Source organism: Loktanella sp. M215, from assembly GCF_021735925.1.
Taxonomy (GTDB): Bacteria; Pseudomonadota; Alphaproteobacteria; order Rhodobacterales; family Rhodobacteraceae; genus Loktanella.
Genome location: NZ_WMEA01000001.1, coordinates 3738246 through 3756127, shown reverse-complemented (window position 1 = coordinate 3756127; position 17882 = coordinate 3738246). Strand labels below are relative to the sequence as shown.

Sequence of the window (17882 nt, the reverse complement as noted above, 5' to 3'; positions counted from 1 at the left end):
TTGCGGGGGATCAGGGTGGCCCGGCGACGCATGCCGCCGGGCCTTGTTTAGTTATTCGGCCTTCGACACGCCGGCCAGACGGATCATCCCGTCGGGGTAGGCGGTAAAGCCCGTGACGCCCTTGTCCATCGCCCAGATCCAGTTCTGGTGGTAGATGTATATCAGCGGCAGATCGTCATCGAGGATCGCCGTCGCCTGATCATACAGCGCCTTGCGCTCGGCCGTATCGTTGGTGGCGCGGGCGTCGTTCAGCAGCTTGTCGACCTCGGGGTTGCAATACTTGGCGTCGTTGATGCCGCCCTCGCAGGTGACGAACTGGTGGATGTTGCCGTCGGGATCGACGCGGCCGGACCAGCCGATCTGGCTGATCTCGTAATCACCCGCCGTCTGCTGGGACAGCTGCGTGGCGAATTCCTTGGCGACCACGTTGACGGTGATCCCGGCCTCTGCCGCCATCGCCTGAATGACCTGAGTCACCTGCTGGGCGACGGGGTCGGTGCTGACCTGGATCTCGACGGTCGGGCTTTCGACACCGGCCTCGGCCAGCTTGGCCTTGGCGGCCTCGACGTCGCGGGCGGGGATGGGGATGTCCTGATCGTACCAGGGCGAGGTCGGCGGCCACGGCTGGTTGCCGGCGGCAAAGGCGCCCTCAAACACGACCTGGTTGATCGCTTCGCGGTCGATGGACAGGGACAGCGCCTGACGCACCAGCTTGTCCTGACCGAAGGGGTTCTGCGCCTTGTCACCGTTGGCCACGTTGACCGTCAGACCCTGATAGCCAAGCGAGGTGGCCTGCTCCATCGTCAGCGCGTCGTCCGCCTTGACCGAGGCTACATCCGTCGCCGCAAGGCGTTCGATCATGTCCACGTCACCGGCGCGCAGGTTGGCAAGGCGGACCGTGGTGTCGACGATCGGCAGGAAGGTCACCGTGTCAAAGTTGTACTTGTCCGCGTCGTAGTAATCCGCGAACTTGGTCAGCACGATGCGGTCCTGCTGCACCCGCTCGGTAAAGCTGTAGGGGCCGGCACAGACCGGGGCGTTGCCGAAGTCGGCACCGGCCGCCTCTGCTGCGGTGGGTGACACCATCATGCCGGCGCGGTCGGCCAGTTGCGCGATCAGGGTCGCGTCGGGCTGGGCCACGGTGATCTCGATCGTGGTGGGATCGACGACCTTGGTGCCGGTGATCGAGGCGACTTCGGACTTGCGGCGGCTCTCCTCCAGCGTCTGGCTGCGGTTGATGTTGTAGGCCACGGCCTCTGCATCAAAGGGCGTGCCATCCTGAAAGGTCACGTCGTCGCGCAGTTTCATGGTCAGGGTCAGGTTGTCTTCGGACCAGGACCATTCTGTCGCCAGCATCGGGATGATTTCCAGATCGGGCGTGATGTCGACCAGCTTGTCGCAGAGCGACGCATAGACGATGCGCCCGACAAATGTGCGCGACTGGTCGGGGTCGAGGATATCGGGGTCTTCGGCCAGACCGATCTTCAGATCGGCGGCAAAGAGGGGGGCTGCGGTCAGCATCAGCATCGCGCTGAGCGTCAATACGGCTGGTGTTTTCATGGTCGTTCTCCTGACTGTTGGATCAAGTGGGTGTGGTAGTGCGCGCCGCGTCTGCGCTGCGGTCGCGGTAGAGGTCGAAACGGGCCTGCGCGGCGGCGGACCGGGTCTGGCCGGTGGCCGCATAGCCTTGCAGCGACAGCGTTGCTGCGTGATGGCAGGCGGCCCAGCGGTCGGGGCCTGCGGCGGTCAAAGCTGGCCGCGTGGTGCTGCAGACCTCGGTTGCATGCGGACAGCGCGGGTGAAAGCGGCAGCCGGTCGGAAGGTCGATGGGGTTGGGCGGATCGCCTTGCAGTTGTGTGGCGGCGCTGCGCGCGCCGACCTGTGCCACGGGGATCGCGGCGATCAGGGCGGCGGTGTAGGGGTGCTTGGGGTTCGCAAACAGATCGGCCACCGGGCCTTGTTCGACGATCTCGCCCAGATACATGACCGCAACGCGGTCGGCCATGTGGCGCACGACGGCCAGATCGTGGGCGATGATGATCAGCGTCAGGCCCAACGCCTCTTTCAGATCTTGCAGGATGTTGATCACCTGCGCCTGAATGGACACGTCCAGCGCCGAGACCGGCTCGTCCCCGATCACGACCTTGGGTTCGGTGATCAGAGCGCGTGCGATGCCGATCCGCTGGCGTTGGCCACCGGAAAATTCGTGCGGATAGCGGTCGATGACCGAGGCGGGCAGGCCGACGCGGGCCAGCATCGCCGCAACCTTGACGCGGCGGTCCTGCTTGTCGCCGATGTTGTGGACCAGCAGCGGTTCCTCGATCAGCGCGCCGATGGTCATGCGCGGGTTCAACGACGAAAACGGGTCCTGAAAGATGAACTGCAGATCACGGCGCAGATGCCGCATCTCTTCGTCAGGCACGTTGGCGATGTTGCGCCCTTGATAGACGACAGTACCGTCGCTGGGGGGCATCAGCCGCACCAGCAGGCGGGCGAGGGTGGACTTGCCGCAGCCGGACTCGCCCACGATGGCCAGCGTCTCGCCGCGCCGGATCTTGAGGTTGATGCCGTCGACGGCGCGCACGACTTTCGCCTCGCCAAAGAACGGTTTGCGCCCGGTGAACCGCTTTTGCAGCGCCTGCGTTTCGAGGATGATGTCACTGTTCATGCGGCGGCCTGCTGACCGAGGGGGGCCTTCCAGCAGGCGACACGGTGGCTGTCGTGGCCTGCAACCGGCACCGTAGGCGGCACCTTGGCGCATTGCGCATCGGCAAAGGGACAGCGCGCGGCGAAACGGCAGCCGCCCGGCATCTCGCGCGCGGGGGGGACCACGCCGGGAATGGTGACAAGCCTGTCGCCGCCACCGTCGAGGCTTGGCATCGAGGACATGAGGCCAATCGTGTAAGGGTGCTGCGGGTCATCAAAAACGGCGGCGGCAGGGCCGGTTTCCACCATCTGGCCCGCGTACATCACCGCGACCGTGTCGGCCATTTCGGCAACCACGCCCAGATCGTGGGTGATCAGGATCATCGCCGTGCCGGTATCGCGCTGCAAGGCGCGCATCAAGTCGAGCACCTGCGCCTGGATGGTCACGTCCAGCGCCGTCGTCGGCTCATCCGCCAGCACGAGGTCCGGCGCATTGGCCAGCGCCATCGCGATCATCACGCGCTGGCGCATGCCGCCCGAGAGGTTGTGGGGATAGACGTCGAGGCGCGTTTCCGGCGCGGGGATCCGCACGCGGCGCAGCATCTCCAGCGCGTGGGCGCGGGCCTCGGCCTCTGATTTGCCGGTGTGACGGCGCACGGCTTCGGCGATCTGGTCGCCGACCTTCAGTGCTGGGTTCAGGCTGGTCATCGGTTCCTGAAAGATCATTCCGATCCGGTCGCCGCGCAGGCGGCGCATCTCGGCGGGGGGCAGGGTCAGCAGATCGCGGCCCTGAAACACGGCGGTCCCGCCGGTCACCCGCAGGGGCGGCGTGGCCAGCAGGCCCATCAGCGCCAGCGCCGTCAGGCTCTTGCCGCAGCCGCTTTCGCCCACGATGCACAGCGTTTCGCCCTTGTTCAGCGTAAAGGTCAGGTCGCTGACCAGATCGCGGCTGGTGCCGTCGATGCGAATGCCAAGTCCCGCGACCTGCAGCAGAGGGTCAGCGGTCATTGGCCATGATCCTTCAGCGATTCGCGCAGGTTGTGGGTGAGGTGCAGCAGATGGTCCGTCATCGCCGCCCGCGCCGCATCCGGATCGCGCGCGTCGATCGCGTCGATGATGGCCATGTGCTGGGTATCGTAAAGCGTCAGCAGGGCAGGCGATCGCGCAAGGTCGCGCTTTTGCTGCCAGTCGGCAGAGCCGCGCACCTCGTCGATCAGCCCGAAGGCCACCGAGAGCAGCGGGTTGTCGGCAATCCGGGCGATCAGGCGGTGCAGCGCCCCGTCCCAAAGCTCGGTCGAATCCCGGTCCTGAGAGACGCTGACGCGATCTGCCAGCATCCGCAACCGGTCCACGTCCTCTGCGGTCGCGCGCCGGGCGCAAAGTGCGGCCAGTTGCGGCTCGATCCCCAGACGCGCGTCCATCACGGCCAGCGCGTCGATGTCGCCCGCGATCTCGGCGGCGAGGCCCGTGATGATCTGCGGCGGCTGCCCGACGAAAGTGCCCTTGCCCTGCTGACGCCAGACCAGTCCTTCGGCCTCCAGCGCTTCCAGCGCGCGGCGGACGGTGTGGCGCCCGACGTCCAGTTGCTGGGACAACTCGCGCTCTGTCGGCAGACGACCTTCGTGCGGCACGGCGCCGCTGTCGATCATCCGCCGGATGCGGGTCAGCGCCAGAGAGGTGTTATCGACCGGGTGGGCGGTGGTGGTCATGGGCAGACCCAATCATTTTATTGGTTTCGCCCAATCATGAAATGGTTGCCCGCTGCGAGAGTCAATCCGAACCGTCGCAAAAGCGTTATATTCCGTTCGGACGGTGAAAGATGGCTGCAAAATGCCTATTATCTATGCGATTGTTCATTAATGTAGCGATACACACCGATTCTTGCGGGGTTTTTCTGGAATGGGGTCAGATATGGCTGTCCGATCTTACCAGAAGTGGAGTGAAACAGGGCCAAATACCCGTACGGGGTGTCGTGCCGCAATGCCGCACCACGGCGCACCTTGACGGGCGTCTTGCGCCGCGACAGGCTAGGGCGACATTTGGCTGAACGCCACTCCGGCATGTGCGCCCCGACCCGAACATCAGTCTTGATGGCTTTCGGGCGGGGCTTTTTTGTGAAGGACCGACCGTGAAACGCACCGTGCCCATCGGGCTGCTGTTTTCGACCGACGGCGTCTATGGCCGGATCGGTGCCGCCTGCCGGACTGGCGCGCTGGAGGCCGTCGCTCGCGTGAACGCCGACCCCGCGCGACGTGTCGCCTTTGCCGTGGTCGAGCGTGATCCGGGTGGCGTCCTCGACAATTACGCCCCACTCTGCGCCGAACTGCTGCGCAGCGACGGGCTGCGGCATATCGTTGGCTGCGTCACGTCTTCCAGCCGCAAGGAAGTGATACCGACGCTGGATCGTCACGGTGGGACGCTGTGGTACACTGCCCCCTATGAGGGGTTCGAAGCCTCTGATCGCGTTGTCTATCTGCATGCCTGCCCGAACCAGCACCTGCTGCCGCTGCTGGACTGGGCCTTTGCCACGCAGGGGCGGCGCGGCTATCTGACCGGGTCCAATTACATCTGGGGGTGGGAGATGAACCGCCTTGCGCGCCAGACGATCACCGCGGCCGAAGGGCAGATCGCAGGAGAGCGCTATCTGCCGCTGGGATCGGTGGACGTGGGTCAGATGATCGACGAGATCCGTCAGACGATGCCGGATTTCATCCTCAATTCCCTGATCGGGCCGTCGTCCCACGCCTTCCTGTCGGCCTATGCGGACCTTGGTGCCAGCGACGCGCGGTTCGCGCCGGACCGGTGCCCTGTCCTGTCGTGCAACCTGACCGAATGCGAACTGCCGGATCTGGGCCATGCCGCCGAAGGCTTGATTGCGGCCGGACCTTACTTCGATACAGGCGCCGCGGCGTTCGCCAGCAGCTTTGCCGCCGCAGCGGACCTTGCCATCCGGACGCTGGCCGACCTGCTGGACGCGCCCGGGCAGGAGGGGAAAGACATGACCGCACTGCTGGACACGGATGCGGGGCGCGCCAGCGGGATCGATCCGCAGACGCACCACGTCCCGCAACGGGCGCTGATCGCCCGCGTGCGCGACGGCGCCTTTGCGGTCCTCCGCGACTTTGGCCTGCGGCGGGGCGACCCCTATCTGTCTGCCGGCTGGACCGAACCGGCCCCTGCCGGTGCGTCCCCCGTCCTGCGGGTCGTATCATGAGGGCGCCGTTCGCCAACGGCGATCTGGGCGGCGCGCGGGCGATCATCCTGCATCGCCCGCATGCCGCCGTGGTCGCCGTCACCCGACAGCTGCAGGCGATCGGCCTAACCGTCGAGGCGGTGTGGCCCGACCTGCCCGCGACAGCAAAGGCGGCGGATGTTCTGTTCTTTGACGCCGACATGGGATTCGACGCGCAATTCCCGTGGCCTGCAGGCGAGGCGCCCTTGCCGCTGATCGCCCTGATCGGGTCAGAGGCGCCCGGTCGCATCGAATGGGCCCTGTCTGCCGGGGCGCAGGCCCAGATCCTCAAGCCCGTCGGCGACAGCGGCGTCTACAGCGCCTTGCTGACGGCGCGGCACGGCTTTGCCGCACGGCTGGCACTGACGACCGCAGTGGCCGATCTGCGCAACCGCCTTGATGCGCGCCAGACCGTGGTGCGCGCCATCGTGCGGCTGACCCGCACGGCCGGATCCGAAGACGCGGCCTATGACAGGTTGCGGCGGATGGCGATGGAATGGCGCGTCACCCTGGAGGAGGCCGCCGCCCGCGTGGTGGCTGCCCCCGCGCCAACCCGCCGCGTGCAGGGGGGTGGCCTATGACCGATGCGACCGTCACCGCGACCGCGCGGCGTCCCGACGGCGTCTGGGCGCGCCTGCGCCGACGGCCGCTGGCGCTGTTCGGCATGGCGCTGGTGGCGCTGATCGTCGGGGCCGCCCTGCTGGCGCCTTGGATTGCGCCCTTCGATCCTTTCGCGCAGAACTTCGACGGGCTGACGATGTTCGGAGAGCCCTTGCCGCCCGGCGGGGCCTATCTGCTGGGCACGGATCTGCTGGGGCGCGACCTGTTCAGCCGTCTGCTCTACGGCGCGCGGACATCTCTCATCATCGGTGTGGTGGCAAACGGGATCGCGCTGGTGATCGGCACGGTCATCGGCCTGACGGCAGGGTTCTTTCAAGGCTGGATCGGCGCGGTCCTGATGCGGTTCACCGACCTCATGATGGCCTTCCCGGCGTTGCTGCTGGCGATCTGTCTTGCGGCAGTCTTCCAGCCGTCACTCTGGATCGTGGCTTTCGTCATCGCGATGGTGAACTGGGTGCAGACGGCACGGGTGATCTACACCGAAACCTCGGCGCTGGCCGCGCGCGACTATATCGCCGCCCAACGCACGCTGGGCGCCAGCACGCCGCGCATCCTGTTCCGCCACATCCTGCCGCACCTTGTGCCGATGATCATTGTCTGGGGCACGCTGGGGATTTCGACGACCGTACTGCTGGAGGCGACGCTCTCCTACCTCGGCGTCGGCGTGCAGCCGCCCACGCCCAGCTGGGGCAACATCATCTTTGAAAACCAGACCTATTTCCAGTCCGCCCCTTGGCTGGTGTTCTTTCCGGGTGCCGCCATCGTGGTGCTGGCGCTGGCGTTCAACCTTGTCGGCGACGCCCTGCGCGATGTGCTTGACCCCACGCTGAGAGGGTCCGACTGATGGCCGCCTACCTGATCCGCCGGTTGATCCAGAGCGCCCTGATCCTGCTGGGCGTCAGCTTCATCACGTTCTTCCTGCTTTATGTCCTGCCCGCCGACCCGGTGCGCCAGATCGCGGGCAAGTCCGCGACGCCGCAGACGGTGGCGAACATCCGGGCGCAACTGGGCCTCGATCAGCCCTTTGTCGTGCAATACGGGCGCTACCTTGCCGGGTTGTTTCACGGTGACATGGGCCGCAGCTACTTGCAGAAAACCGACGTCGCGACCCTGATCATGGCGCGCCTGCCAGCCTCCCTGCTGCTGATGGCGGCGGGGATCGGGGCAGAGCTTGTGATCGGCCTGACGATGGGCGTGGTCGCGGCGCTGTGGCGGGGCAGGGCTGTGGACAACGGGCTGATGATGACCAGCTTTGTCACCGTCTCCGCCCCGCAGTTCGTCGTGGCGCTGCTGCTGCTTTACGTCTTTGCGGTCAAGCTTGGCTGGTTCCCCATCGGCGGCTACGGCACGGCGGCGCATCTCGTGCTGCCGGCCATGACGCTCGGCATCCTCGGGTCAGGCTGGTATGCCCGCATGATGCGGTCCAGCATGGTCGAAGTCCTGCGCACCGACTTCATCCGCACCGCCCGCGCCAAGGGGCTGACCCGCGCCCGCGTCATCCTGCGCCACGCCCTGCCCAACGCGATCCTGCCGGTCATCGCCATGATCGGCATCGACATCGGCATCTTCATGGGCGGGATCGTCGTGGTCGAGGGCGTCTTCGGCTGGCCCGGCATCGGGCAACTGGCCTGGCAGGCGATCCAGCGCGTCGACATTCCGATCATCATGGGCGTCACCCTCGTGTCAGCTTTCGCTATCGTGCTGGGGAACCTGCTGGCCGACCTCGTGGCGCCCCTGATCGACCCCCGTATCCGTATCCGCTAACCCAACAGGAGAGACCAAAATGAAAAAACTGCTTGCCTCTACCGCCCTGATCGCCGCCTTGGCCTTACCGGCGTCAGCACAGGAAACGCTAGACCCCAACGCGACGCCCGGCGGCAACATCACCGTGACCTACAAGGACGACGTGGCCACGCTGGACCCGGCCATCGGCTACGACTGGCAGAACTGGTCGATGATCAAGTCGCTGTTCGACGGTCTGATGGATTACGAGCCCGGCACCACGACCCTGCGCCCCGGTCTGGCCGAAAGCTACGAGATTTCCGACGACGGCATGACCTTTACCTTCCATCTGCGCCCCGGCGTAAAGTTCCATAACGGGCGCGAGATGGTGGCCGAGGATGTGAAATACTCCCTCGACCGCGTAACCAACCCCGCGACGCAAAGCCCCGGCGCGGGCTTCTTCGGTGCTATTGTGGGTTATGACGCGGTTGCCAGCGGCACCGCCGACAGCCTCGAAGGCGTCACTGTCGTTGATCCCGCCACCGTGGAAATCAAGCTGTCGCGCCCCGACGCCACCTTCCTGCACGTCATGGCGCTGAACTTCGCGTCCGTCGTCCCGAAAGAGGCCGTCGATGCGGCAGGCGACGACTTCGGCCACAACCCGGTCGGCACCGGTGCGTTCAAGCTGGGCGAATGGACCATCGGGCAGAGACTGGTGTTCGAAAAGAATGCCGACTACTGGCGCGCCGGTCTGCCGTACCTCGACACCGTCACTTTTGAGGTCGGGCAAGAGCCCATCGTCGCCTTGCTGCGCCTGCAGAATGGAGAGGTCGACGTCCCCGGTGACGGCATCCCGCCCGCCAAATTCCAAGAGGTCATGGCCGACCCCGAGCAGGCCGCGCGCGTCGTCGAAGGCGGCCAGTTGCAGACCGGCTACATCACTCTGAACGTCACGACCCCGCCGCTGGATCAGGTCGAGGTTCGCCGCGCGATCAACATGGCGATCAACAAGGACCGGATCACGCAGCTGATCAATGGCCGTGCCGTCCCCGCGACCCAGCCGCTGCCGCCGTCGATGCCGGGCTATACCGAAGGGTACGCCGGTTACGCCTACGACGTCGAAGGGGCCAAGGCACTGCTGGCCGAGGCCGGTCTGGCGGATGGGTTCGACACCGAGCTTTACGTCATGAACACCGACCCCAACCCGCGCATCGCGCAGGCGATCCAGCAGGATCTGGCGGCGATCGGCGTGAATGCGTCGATCCAGTCGCTGGCGCAGGCCAACGTGATCGAGGCGGGCGGTGCGGGCACGGCCCCGATGATCTGGTCCGGCGGCATGGCGTGGATCGCGGACTTTCCCGATCCGTCCAACTTCTTCGGCCCGATCCTGGGCTGTGCGGGCGCAGAGGAAGGCGGCTGGAACTGGTCCAAGTTCTGCGACGCAGAGATCGACAAAGAGGCCACCGCCGCTGACAGCATGATCGACCCGGCAGCACCCGAGCGGATGAAGATGTGGTCCGACGTCTACATGAAGGTCATGGAGGAAGCGCCCTGGGTGCCCGTGTTCAACGAGCAGCGCTACACCATGAAGTCGGCGCGCATGGGCGGTGACGACAAGCTTTACGTCGATCCAGTGTCGATCCCGGTGAACTACGACTACGTCTACGTCACGGAGTAAGCATCATGTGCAAGGCTTGCGATTACACGATCCACGGGGCGCAGCACCACTTTGGCTGGGACAACAGCATCGCCCCGGTGCAGCGGGTGGAGCCGGGTCAGACGATCCTGTTCCACTGCCACGACAGCTCTGCGGGCCAGCTTGGCCCGCAGTCGACGGTGGCGGACGTGGCCACGCTGGACTTTGGCAAGATCAACCCGGTGTCGGGTCCGATCTGGATCGAAGGGGCAGAACCGGGGGATGCCGTCAAGGTGACCCTCGACAGTTTTGCGCCGCAGGCGCAGGACGGAAGGGGCTGGGGCTGGACCGCGAACATCCCGGGCTTTGGCCTGCTGGCGGACCAGTTCACCGACCCCGCACTGCACATCTGGTCCTATGACCCGGACACGATGGAACCGTCGCTCTTCGGGAAAGAGGGGCGGGTGCCGCTGAAACCCTTTGCGGGCACCATCGGCAACGCGCTGGCGGAACCGGGACTGCACTCCATCGTGCCGCCCCGGCGTGTCGGCGGCAACCTCGACATTCGGGACCTGTCGGCGGGGACGACGCTCTATCTGCCGGTCGAGGTGGCGGGCGCGCTGTTCAGCGTGGGCGACACCCACGCGGCGCAGGGGGATGGAGAGGTCTGCGGCACGGCAATCGAATCGCCGATGGACGTGGTCCTGACCCTTGATCTGGTGAAGGGGGCGAACCTAAAAACCCCGCGCTTTACCACGCCGGGGCCGGTGACGCGGCATCTGGACGCCAAGGGGTACGAGGTCACGACCGGTATCGGGCCTGACCTGATGACAGCATCCCGCGACGCGGTGGCGGGGATGGTCGATCACCTGTGTGCCACGCGCGGCATGGCGGCGGTCGATGCCTACATGCTGGTCAGCACCTGCGGCGATTTGCGCATCTCCGAAATCGTGGACATGCCCAACTGGGTCGTCAGCTTCTACTTCCCGCGCTGCGTGTTCGAGTGAGCGCGGGTTTGAAACAGCGGACCGGGGCCGAAACGGCCCCGGACGACATTATTTTGTCGGTGCGTGACCTCACCGTTTCGGTCCGCACGGACGGGGGCCTGCTGCCTTTGGTCAAGGATGTCTCGTTCGATCTGAAGCGCGGAGAGACGCTGGCGATTGCGGGCGAAAGCGGGTCCGGCAAGTCGATCACCTCGCTTGCCATCATGGGCCTGCTGCCGCCGCCCGCCGTGCGCGTGACGGCAGGTCAGATCGCGCTTGGCGACCGCGTGCTGACGACGCTGCCCGAAGGACAGATGCGCGCCCTGCGTGGCGACCGCATCGCGATGATCTTTCAGGAACCGATGACCAGCCTCAACCCGGTGATGACCGTCGGCACCCAGCTGGTCGAGGCGATCCGAGTCCATAGTCCCATGGTCCGCGCTAAGGCCCGCGCCGAAGCGCTGGCCGCCCTGACGGCGGTGCGCCTGTCGGAACCTGCGCGCAGGCTGGATCAATTTCCCCACGAACTTTCCGGCGGGATGCGCCAGCGGGTGATGATCGCCATGGCGCTGGCGTTGAAGCCCGATGTGCTGATCGCGGACGAGCCGACGACGGCGCTGGACGTGACCGTGCAGCGCGAGGTGCTGGACCTGCTGCGCGACCTGCAGCGCGAACGCGGCACCGCGATCCTTCTGATCACCCACGACATGGGCGTCGTGGCCGAAATGGCCGACCGCGTCGTCATCATGCGCCGTGGCATGATCGAGGAGACGGGGCCGGTCCGCCAGATCTTTGCCGCCCCTGCCAACCCCTACACCCGCGATCTGCTGGCCGCCGTGCCGCGCATGGGGCAGGGCGGTGCGCCGATGGAACGTCCTGACCGCCCGGTGGTGGCCGACCTGCGCGATGTCGCCGTGCGCTATGACATCCGCGGGGGCGTCCTGAACCGCGTGACCCACCGGGTTCACGCTGTCGAGGGGGTCGGATTCGACATCCGGGCGGGCGAAACCCTGTCGCTGGTGGGTGAAACTGGTTGCGGCAAATCCACTGTTGCCCGCGCCATCGTCGGTCTGGTCCCCCACACCGGGCTGATCCGCATCGGTGACCAGACCGTGGGCACGATGACCGCACAGGCCCGCAAGCGGCTGAGCGCGGTCACGCAGATCGTCTTTCAGGACCCGATGGCAGCACTCGATTCCCGCATGACCGTGGGCGAGCAGATTGCAGAACCGCTGCTGATCCACGGCACGATGGACGCCGCCGCCCGTCGTGCCCGCGCGGCAGACCTGATGGCCCGCGTCGGTCTGACGACGGCGCAGCTGGACAACTACCCGCACGAATTTTCGGGCGGGCAACGGCAGCGGATCTGCATCGCGCGTGCCCTGGCGCTGACGCCGCAACTGATCGTGGCGGATGAAAGCGTCTCGGCCCTCGACGTGTCGGTGCAGGCGCGCGTGCTGGACCTGCTGCGCGCGCTGAAGGACGAGTTCGGGATCGCGATGCTGTTCATCAGCCACGACATGGCGGTGGTCGAGAATATCTCTGACCGGGTCGCTGTCATGCAGCTGGGCCAGATCGTCGAGATCGGCAGCCGCGCGCAGATCTTCGGCAACCCGCAGCATCCCTATACCCGCCGCCTGATGGCAGCGGTCCCGGTGGCCGATCCGACCGCCGTGCGCGAGGCGACACCGCGGATGACGGGCGACATTCCTAACCCGGTGCATGCCGTGGGTGCCACGGTCGCCCGCCACCGCATGACGGAAATCGCCCCCGGCCATCTGGTGGCCGAGGGCTAGGCGACGGCCGTTCAGCCGTGCTGCAAGTCTGCGGGCAGCAGGGCGGACGGCATGTTCTGATAGCAGACGGGGCGCAGGAACCGCCGAATGGCCAGCGTGCCCACGGATGTCGCGCCAAAGTTCGTGCTCGCCGGGAACGGCCCGCCGTGCACCATCGAATCCGCGACCTCGACCCCAGTGGGGAAGGCGTTGACCAGCAGGCGTCCGGCCTTGCGTTCCAGGATCGGGACCAGCTTCTGCCCGATCCCCGTGTCGCCGTCGTCCATCTGCAGCGTGCAGGTCAACTGGCCGTGCAGGCCGCGCGCGACGGACAGCATCTCGTCGTCAGAGGCGGCGCGGATGACGATGCCGGCGGGGCCGAACATTTCGATCGCGAGGTCCTCGTTCGCCAGCCAGTCCGCAGCGCTCACGACGAAAAGCGCGGGGCCCACCTTGCGCCCTTCGCAGGGGGTGTTCAGGCGGGTCGCCACGTTCGCGGCACCGGCAATGGTTGCGACGCCGCGGCGATAACCCTCTGCCGTGCCGCCGGTCAGCATCGGGGCGGGGGCCACGTCGTGCAAGGCAGCCTCTGCCGCGTCGATGAAGGCATCGGCGTCAGCGTCCTTGATCACCACGACGCCGGGGTTGGTGCAGAACTGGCCGACGCCCATGGTCAGCGACCCGGCCCAGCCGGTGCCGATCTGCGCCGCGCGGGCCGCGGAGGCTGCGGGCAGCACGAAGACCGGGTTGATGGCGCCAAGCTCACCGAAGAAGGGGATCGGTTCTGGCCGCGCCATGGCGAGGTCGAACAGCGCTTTGCCGCCCCGGAACGAGCCGGTGAAGCCTATCGCGCGGGTCAGGGGGTGCTTGACCAGGGCCTCGCCAGCTTCGTTGGTATTGGACTGCACGAAGCCGAAGGTGCCTTTGGGCAGGCCACATTTCTCGACCGCTGCGGCGATGGCCTGCGCCACGATCTCTCCGGTCGCGGGGTGACCGGGGTGACCCTTGTAGACGACGGGGCAGCCTGCGGCGAAGGCGGCGGCGGTGTCGCCACCGGCGGTCGAGAAGGCGAGCGGGAAGTTCGAGGCCCCGAAGACACCCACGGGGCCCAGCGGTCGCTGGATCATCCGCAGATCGGGGCGCGGCAGGGGGGCGCGGTCGGGCAGGGCGGCATCAAGGCGCACATCAAGATAGTCGGCCTTGCGGATATGATCCGCGAACAGGCGCAACTGGCCGGTGGTGCGGCCGCGTTCGCCGTTCAGGCGCGCTTCTGGCAGGCCCGTTTCAGCGGTGCCGTAGGCGGTCAGATCGGCGCCGCGCGCTTCGATCTCGTCGGCGATAGCCTCCAGAAACGCCGCGCGATCGGCGCGGCTGGTCCAGCCATAGGTCTCGAAGGCGGCTTCGGCAGCGGTCATGGCGGCGTCGATTTCGGGCGTGCCGCCGGACTGGAAGGTTGCTGCGTCGCCACTGACGGGATCGGACTGGAACATCGTGCCCCCCGCGACCCAGGCCCCGTTGATGTAGTGGTTGCCGGTCAGCTTGGTCATGTCGTATTCCTTCTTAGTCATGAAATGCCGCGACAGTCTCGCGGCGACCCAGCATGAAGGCATCGGCCACATGCTGGAGGGGGCTGACGTCCACGTCGGACTGGCCAGCCTCGATGAGTTCCGCAAAGCGGTGGTAAAGGCCGGGGTATTCGCCCGGGCCGTCGGTCGTCTGCGCCATGCCGTCGATGTGCAGGGTGGCGCCGCCGTCGGTCAGACGCAGCTGGCCCCCGGTGGTATCCACCGTGATGTTCCAGCTTTGCGGACCCTCCTGCCGCCAGTCGAAGGCGGCGTCGACGGTCATGCCCGAAGGTCCGGCGAAGGTCAGGTCGGCGGCGATGGGCGTGTCGCGGTTTTCCGGAAAGCTGAGTGTCGTAGCGGTCAGATGCACCGGATTCGGCAAGATTGCGGTCATGATCGACAGGGCATTGATGCCGGGGTCGAACACGCCAAGGCCACCGGCCTGCCAGATCCAGTCCTGCCCCGGATGCCAGCGGCGGACGTCTTCCTTCCAGTCAATCCGGACGTGTTTGATCTGTGCGTCGCGCAGATGGGCGCGGGCCTGTGCAACGCCTGCCGCTTCTCTTGAATGCCAGGTGGCAAAGAGCGTCACGCCCTTGGCGCGGGCAAGGCGTTCGAGCTTCAGCACCTCTGACACGGTCGCACCGGGGGGCTTTTCCAGCATGACGTGCTTGCCTGCCGCCAGCGCCGCCGTGGCGATGTCATAGCGCGGGACGGGCGGCATGCACAGCGACAGGACCCGGATGTCGGGCCGTGCCGTCAGTAGGGAGGCGATGTCGGCATGGTTTTCCACGTCGTCGATCCCGCCGGACCGGCTGACGGTCGCGGCCAGATGGAAAGCCGTGCTGCCCGCAATGGCGGGGATATGCTGGTCGCGGGCGATCTTGCCGATGCCCAGCAGGGCAATCGGTTCGCTGACCAACTGGCGACCGACGCCACCGGCACCTGCGCCTCTAGTGACTGTCACGGGGCACCTCGTGTCCGCGGTTGCCTTTCAGGATCGTGAAATCGGCACCGGTGTCGGCGCCTTCGACCATGTCCACGAACATCTTGGAATAACCGCTGGTGAACATCGGCGCGGGCGGGGTCCAGTCGGCCAGCCGTGCGGCCAGTTCTTCGTCAGAGATATCCAGGTGGATGCGCCGCGCCTCCACGTCGAGTTCGATCATGTCGCCGGTCTGGACCACGGCCAGCGGCCCACCGGCAGCGGCCTCTGGTGCTGTATGCAGGACGACGGTGCCGTAGGCGGTGCCGGACATCCGCGCGTCGCTGATGCGCACCATGTCGGTGATGCCCTTCTTCAGCACCTTGGGCGGCAGGCCCATGTTGCCGACCTCGGACATGCCGGGATAGCCTTTGGGGCCGCAGTTCTTCATCACCATCACGCAGTTTTCGTCGATATCGAGGGCATCATCCTCGATCCGGGCCTTGTAGTCGTCGATATCCTCGAAGACGACCGCCCGGCCGCGATGTTTCATCAGGTGCGGGCTGGCGGCAGAGGGTTTCAGGACCGCCCCGTTGGGGGCCAGATTGCCGCGCAACACGGCGATACCGCCGGAGGCTGCGAGCGCCTTTTCCACCGGCAGGATCACGTCGTCGTTCCAGTTGGTCGCACCCTTGACCTCTTCACCGATGGTGGTGCCCGATACGGTCAGCGCGTCGTCGTGCAGCATGCCGGCTTCTGACAGGCGCTTCAGAACGACCGGCAAACCACCGGCGTAGAAGAATTCCTCCATCAGGTATTTGCCGGACGGCATCAGGTTGACGATGGTCGGCACGTCGCGGCCGCAGCGGTCCCAGTCGTCAAGGGTCACGTCAACGCCGACGCGACCGGCGAGCGCCAGCAGGTGGATCACCGCGTTGGTCGATCCGCCGATGGCGCCGTTGCAGCGGATCGCGTTCTCGAAGGCGTTTTTCGTCAGGATGTCAGAGGGTTTCAGGTCGTCCTTCACCATCTGCACGATGCGGCGCCCGGTCAGCTGCGCCATGACGCGGCGGCGGGAATCCACACCCGGGATTGCCGCATTGCCGGACAGGGCCATGCCCAGCGCTTCGGCCATGCTGGCCATGGTGCTGGCGGTGCCCATCGTGTTGCAGGTGCCCGACGACCGGCTCATCGCCTGCTCGGCCTCAAGGAACTCATCTTGGGTCATTTTGCCGGCCTTGATGTCCTCTGACATCTGCCACAGCGCCGTGCCCGATCCGACCCGTTCGCCCCGGAACCAACCGTTCAGCATTGGCCCACCAGTGACGACGATGGACGGGATGTCGGTGCTGGCTGCACCCATCATCAGGGACGGCGTGGTCTTGTCACAGCCGACCAGCAGCACGGCCCCGTCGATGGGCTGGGCACGCATCACCTCCTCGACCGCCATGGCGGCAAGGTTGCGGTACATCATCGCCGTGGGGCGGAAGGTGTTCTCGGACGCACTGAACACCGGCACCTCGACCGGGAAACCGCCAGCCTCCCAGACGCCGGCCTTCACCTTTTCGGCCAGTTCGCGCAGGTGGCCGTTGCAGGGGGTCAGGTCGGACCATGTGTTCAGGATGCCGATCACCGGGCGGCCGTCGAACAGGTCGTCGGGATAGCCTTGGTTCTTCAGCCAGCCGCGGTGGTAGATGTTGTCGCGGGACGTGCCGCCATACCATTCCTGCGAACGCAGACGACGGGGCCAGGAGGCAGGGGTAAATGTCATGGGCGTTTTCCTACAGGGTTTTGACGGTGACGCGGGCCGCTGGGGCCGCAGCCTCTATGGCCAGTGCATTGCGCAGGGGCAAGCCGAAGGCGGGGGCTGCGATTTCGAACACGTCGCCGTGCTGACACGACAGGCCGGTGGCGAAGGACAGGGTCGCCGTGCCGAACATGTGGATGTGCACGTCACCGGGCTGGCAGAAGATGCCGTATTTGAAGTGGTGGTGTTCAAGGTTGGCGATGGTGTGGGACATGTTCGCCTCGCCACTGACGAAGGGCGCGTCAAAGATCGCGTGGCCGTCGCGGATCACCTGGCTGTGGCCCTGAATGTCGGCGGGCAGATCACCCGCCAGCAGTTCCGGCCCGACCGCGCAGGCCCGCAGCTTGGAATGGGCGAGGTAGAGGTAGTTCTGCTTTTCCGTCACATGGTCGGAAAATTCGTTCGCCAGCGCAAAGCCCACGCGAAACGGCGTGCCGCCCTCGCCGATGATATAGACGCCAGCGATCTCCGGCTCCTCACCGCCGTCCAGCGCGAAGGACGGCGAGGGCAGGGGGGCGCCGGGCGCGATCAGGGCATGGCCGGTGCCCTTGTAGAACCATTCGGGCTGCACGCCGGGGACGGACCCCTCTGGCTTGCCACCCTCGATGCCCCAGCGGAACATCTTCATGGAGTCGGTTTCGGCCTTGTCCGCCTTCTCGTGCATTGCGGCGCGGGTCGAGGCGGACCCGAGATGCGTTAGGCCGGTGCCGGTCAGGTAGGTGTGCGCCGGATCGGGATGGAACAGGGGTGGCAGTATGCGGCCGCCTTCATACAGTGCCTCGAGGTCGACGACCTCTCCCATCCCAAGCTGGCCAATACGGTCGCGCAGGGACATGCCCTGCGCTGCGCAGTCTATCGCTAGGTCGTAGAGTGTTGCGTCCGTCTTGACGGCGCAGGCCTGCGTGCCGTCGCGGGCGACAAGCTGGATGCCACCGGTTTGGGTGCGGTATTGGGACAGCAGCATGGG

15 protein-coding genes are annotated in these 17882 nt (G+C 66.3%); 7 read left to right on the top strand and 8 right to left on the bottom strand.

Annotation, left to right across the window (positions count from 1 at the left end; genetic code table 11):
* Positions 1–51: 51 nt before the first annotated feature.
* From GLR48_RS18440 to GLR48_RS25725, 4 genes are read right to left on the bottom strand one after another with little or no spacing between them, the layout of a single operon-like run.
* The gene (locus GLR48_RS18440) at positions 52–1560 is read right to left on the bottom strand and encodes an ABC transporter substrate-binding protein (protein ID WP_237063654.1); all 1509 of its coding nucleotides are present in this window, start codon (positions 1558–1560) and stop codon (positions 52–54) included.
* A 22-nt stretch (positions 1561–1582) separates the two neighbouring features.
* Positions 1583–2668, bottom strand: a complete 1086-nt coding sequence (locus tag GLR48_RS18435) for an ABC transporter ATP-binding protein (protein WP_237063652.1) — start codon at positions 2666–2668, stop codon at positions 1583–1585.
* Positions 2665–3654 (bottom strand): ABC transporter ATP-binding protein, encoded by a 990-nt coding sequence (locus GLR48_RS18430; protein WP_237063650.1) that lies wholly within the window; start codon positions 3652–3654, stop codon positions 2665–2667. The genes GLR48_RS18435 and GLR48_RS18430 overlap by 4 nt, the downstream gene beginning before the upstream one ends.
* Positions 3651–4355: a FadR/GntR family transcriptional regulator gene (locus GLR48_RS25725; protein WP_272911432.1), complete on the bottom strand. Its 705-nt coding sequence runs from the start codon at positions 4353–4355 to the stop codon at positions 3651–3653. Before GLR48_RS25725 ends, GLR48_RS18430 begins: the two co-directional genes overlap by 4 nt.
* A gap of 419 nt (positions 4356–4774) precedes the next feature.
* Here GLR48_RS25725 and GLR48_RS18415 point away from each other — a divergent pair, with 419 nt between their 5' ends.
* The 7 genes from GLR48_RS18415 to GLR48_RS18385 are packed head-to-tail and all read left to right on the top strand — an operon-like array spanning position 4775 to position 12639.
* Positions 4775–5860: a transporter substrate-binding protein gene (locus GLR48_RS18415; protein ID WP_237063648.1), complete on the top strand. Its 1086-nt coding sequence runs from the start codon at positions 4775–4777 to the stop codon at positions 5858–5860.
* Complete coding sequence (locus GLR48_RS18410) at positions 5857–6459, top strand: ANTAR domain-containing response regulator (protein ID WP_237063646.1); 603 nt, start codon at positions 5857–5859, stop codon at positions 6457–6459. The genes GLR48_RS18415 and GLR48_RS18410 overlap by 4 nt, the downstream gene beginning before the upstream one ends.
* On the top strand, positions 6456–7343 hold the full coding sequence (locus GLR48_RS18405) for an ABC transporter permease (RefSeq protein ID WP_272911431.1): 888 nt from the start codon (positions 6456–6458) through the stop codon (positions 7341–7343). Before GLR48_RS18410 ends, GLR48_RS18405 begins: the two co-directional genes overlap by 4 nt.
* Positions 7343–8263, top strand: a complete 921-nt coding sequence (locus tag GLR48_RS18400) for an ABC transporter permease (RefSeq protein ID WP_237063644.1) — start codon at positions 7343–7345, stop codon at positions 8261–8263. Before GLR48_RS18405 ends, GLR48_RS18400 begins: the two co-directional genes overlap by 1 nt.
* Before the next feature lie 19 nt (positions 8264–8282).
* On the top strand, positions 8283–9899 hold the full coding sequence (locus tag GLR48_RS18395) for an ABC transporter substrate-binding protein (RefSeq protein WP_237063642.1): 1617 nt from the start codon (positions 8283–8285) through the stop codon (positions 9897–9899).
* A gap of 5 nt (positions 9900–9904) precedes the next feature.
* A complete protein-coding gene (locus GLR48_RS18390) occupies positions 9905–10864 on the top strand; it encodes an acetamidase/formamidase family protein (RefSeq protein ID WP_237063640.1) in 960 nt (319 codons plus the stop codon).
* A gap of 8 nt (positions 10865–10872) precedes the next feature.
* Positions 10873–12639, top strand: coding sequence for an ABC transporter ATP-binding protein (locus tag GLR48_RS18385; RefSeq protein ID WP_237063638.1), 1767 nt, complete (start codon positions 10873–10875; stop codon positions 12637–12639).
* Between the two features lie 11 nt (positions 12640–12650).
* Here GLR48_RS18385 and GLR48_RS18380 read toward each other — a convergent pair whose 3' ends face one another.
* From GLR48_RS18380 to araD1, 4 genes are read right to left on the bottom strand one after another with little or no spacing between them, the layout of a single operon-like run.
* Complete coding sequence (locus GLR48_RS18380) at positions 12651–14165, bottom strand: aldehyde dehydrogenase (NADP(+)) (protein WP_237063636.1); 1515 nt, start codon at positions 14163–14165, stop codon at positions 12651–12653.
* Between the two features lie 13 nt (positions 14166–14178).
* Positions 14179–15150 (bottom strand): Gfo/Idh/MocA family protein, encoded by a 972-nt coding sequence (locus GLR48_RS18375; protein WP_336886648.1) that lies wholly within the window; start codon positions 15148–15150, stop codon positions 14179–14181.
* The gene (gene araD / locus GLR48_RS18370; RefSeq protein WP_237063634.1) at positions 15137–16879 is read right to left on the bottom strand and encodes an L-arabinonate dehydratase; all 1743 of its coding nucleotides are present in this window, start codon (positions 16877–16879) and stop codon (positions 15137–15139) included. The genes GLR48_RS18375 and araD overlap by 14 nt, the downstream gene beginning before the upstream one ends.
* Positions 16880–16889: 10 nt before the next feature.
* Positions 16890–17879, bottom strand: coding sequence for an AraD1 family protein (araD1, locus tag GLR48_RS18365; protein ID WP_237063624.1), 990 nt, complete (start codon positions 17877–17879; stop codon positions 16890–16892).
* Between the last annotated feature and the right edge of the window lie 3 nt (positions 17880–17882).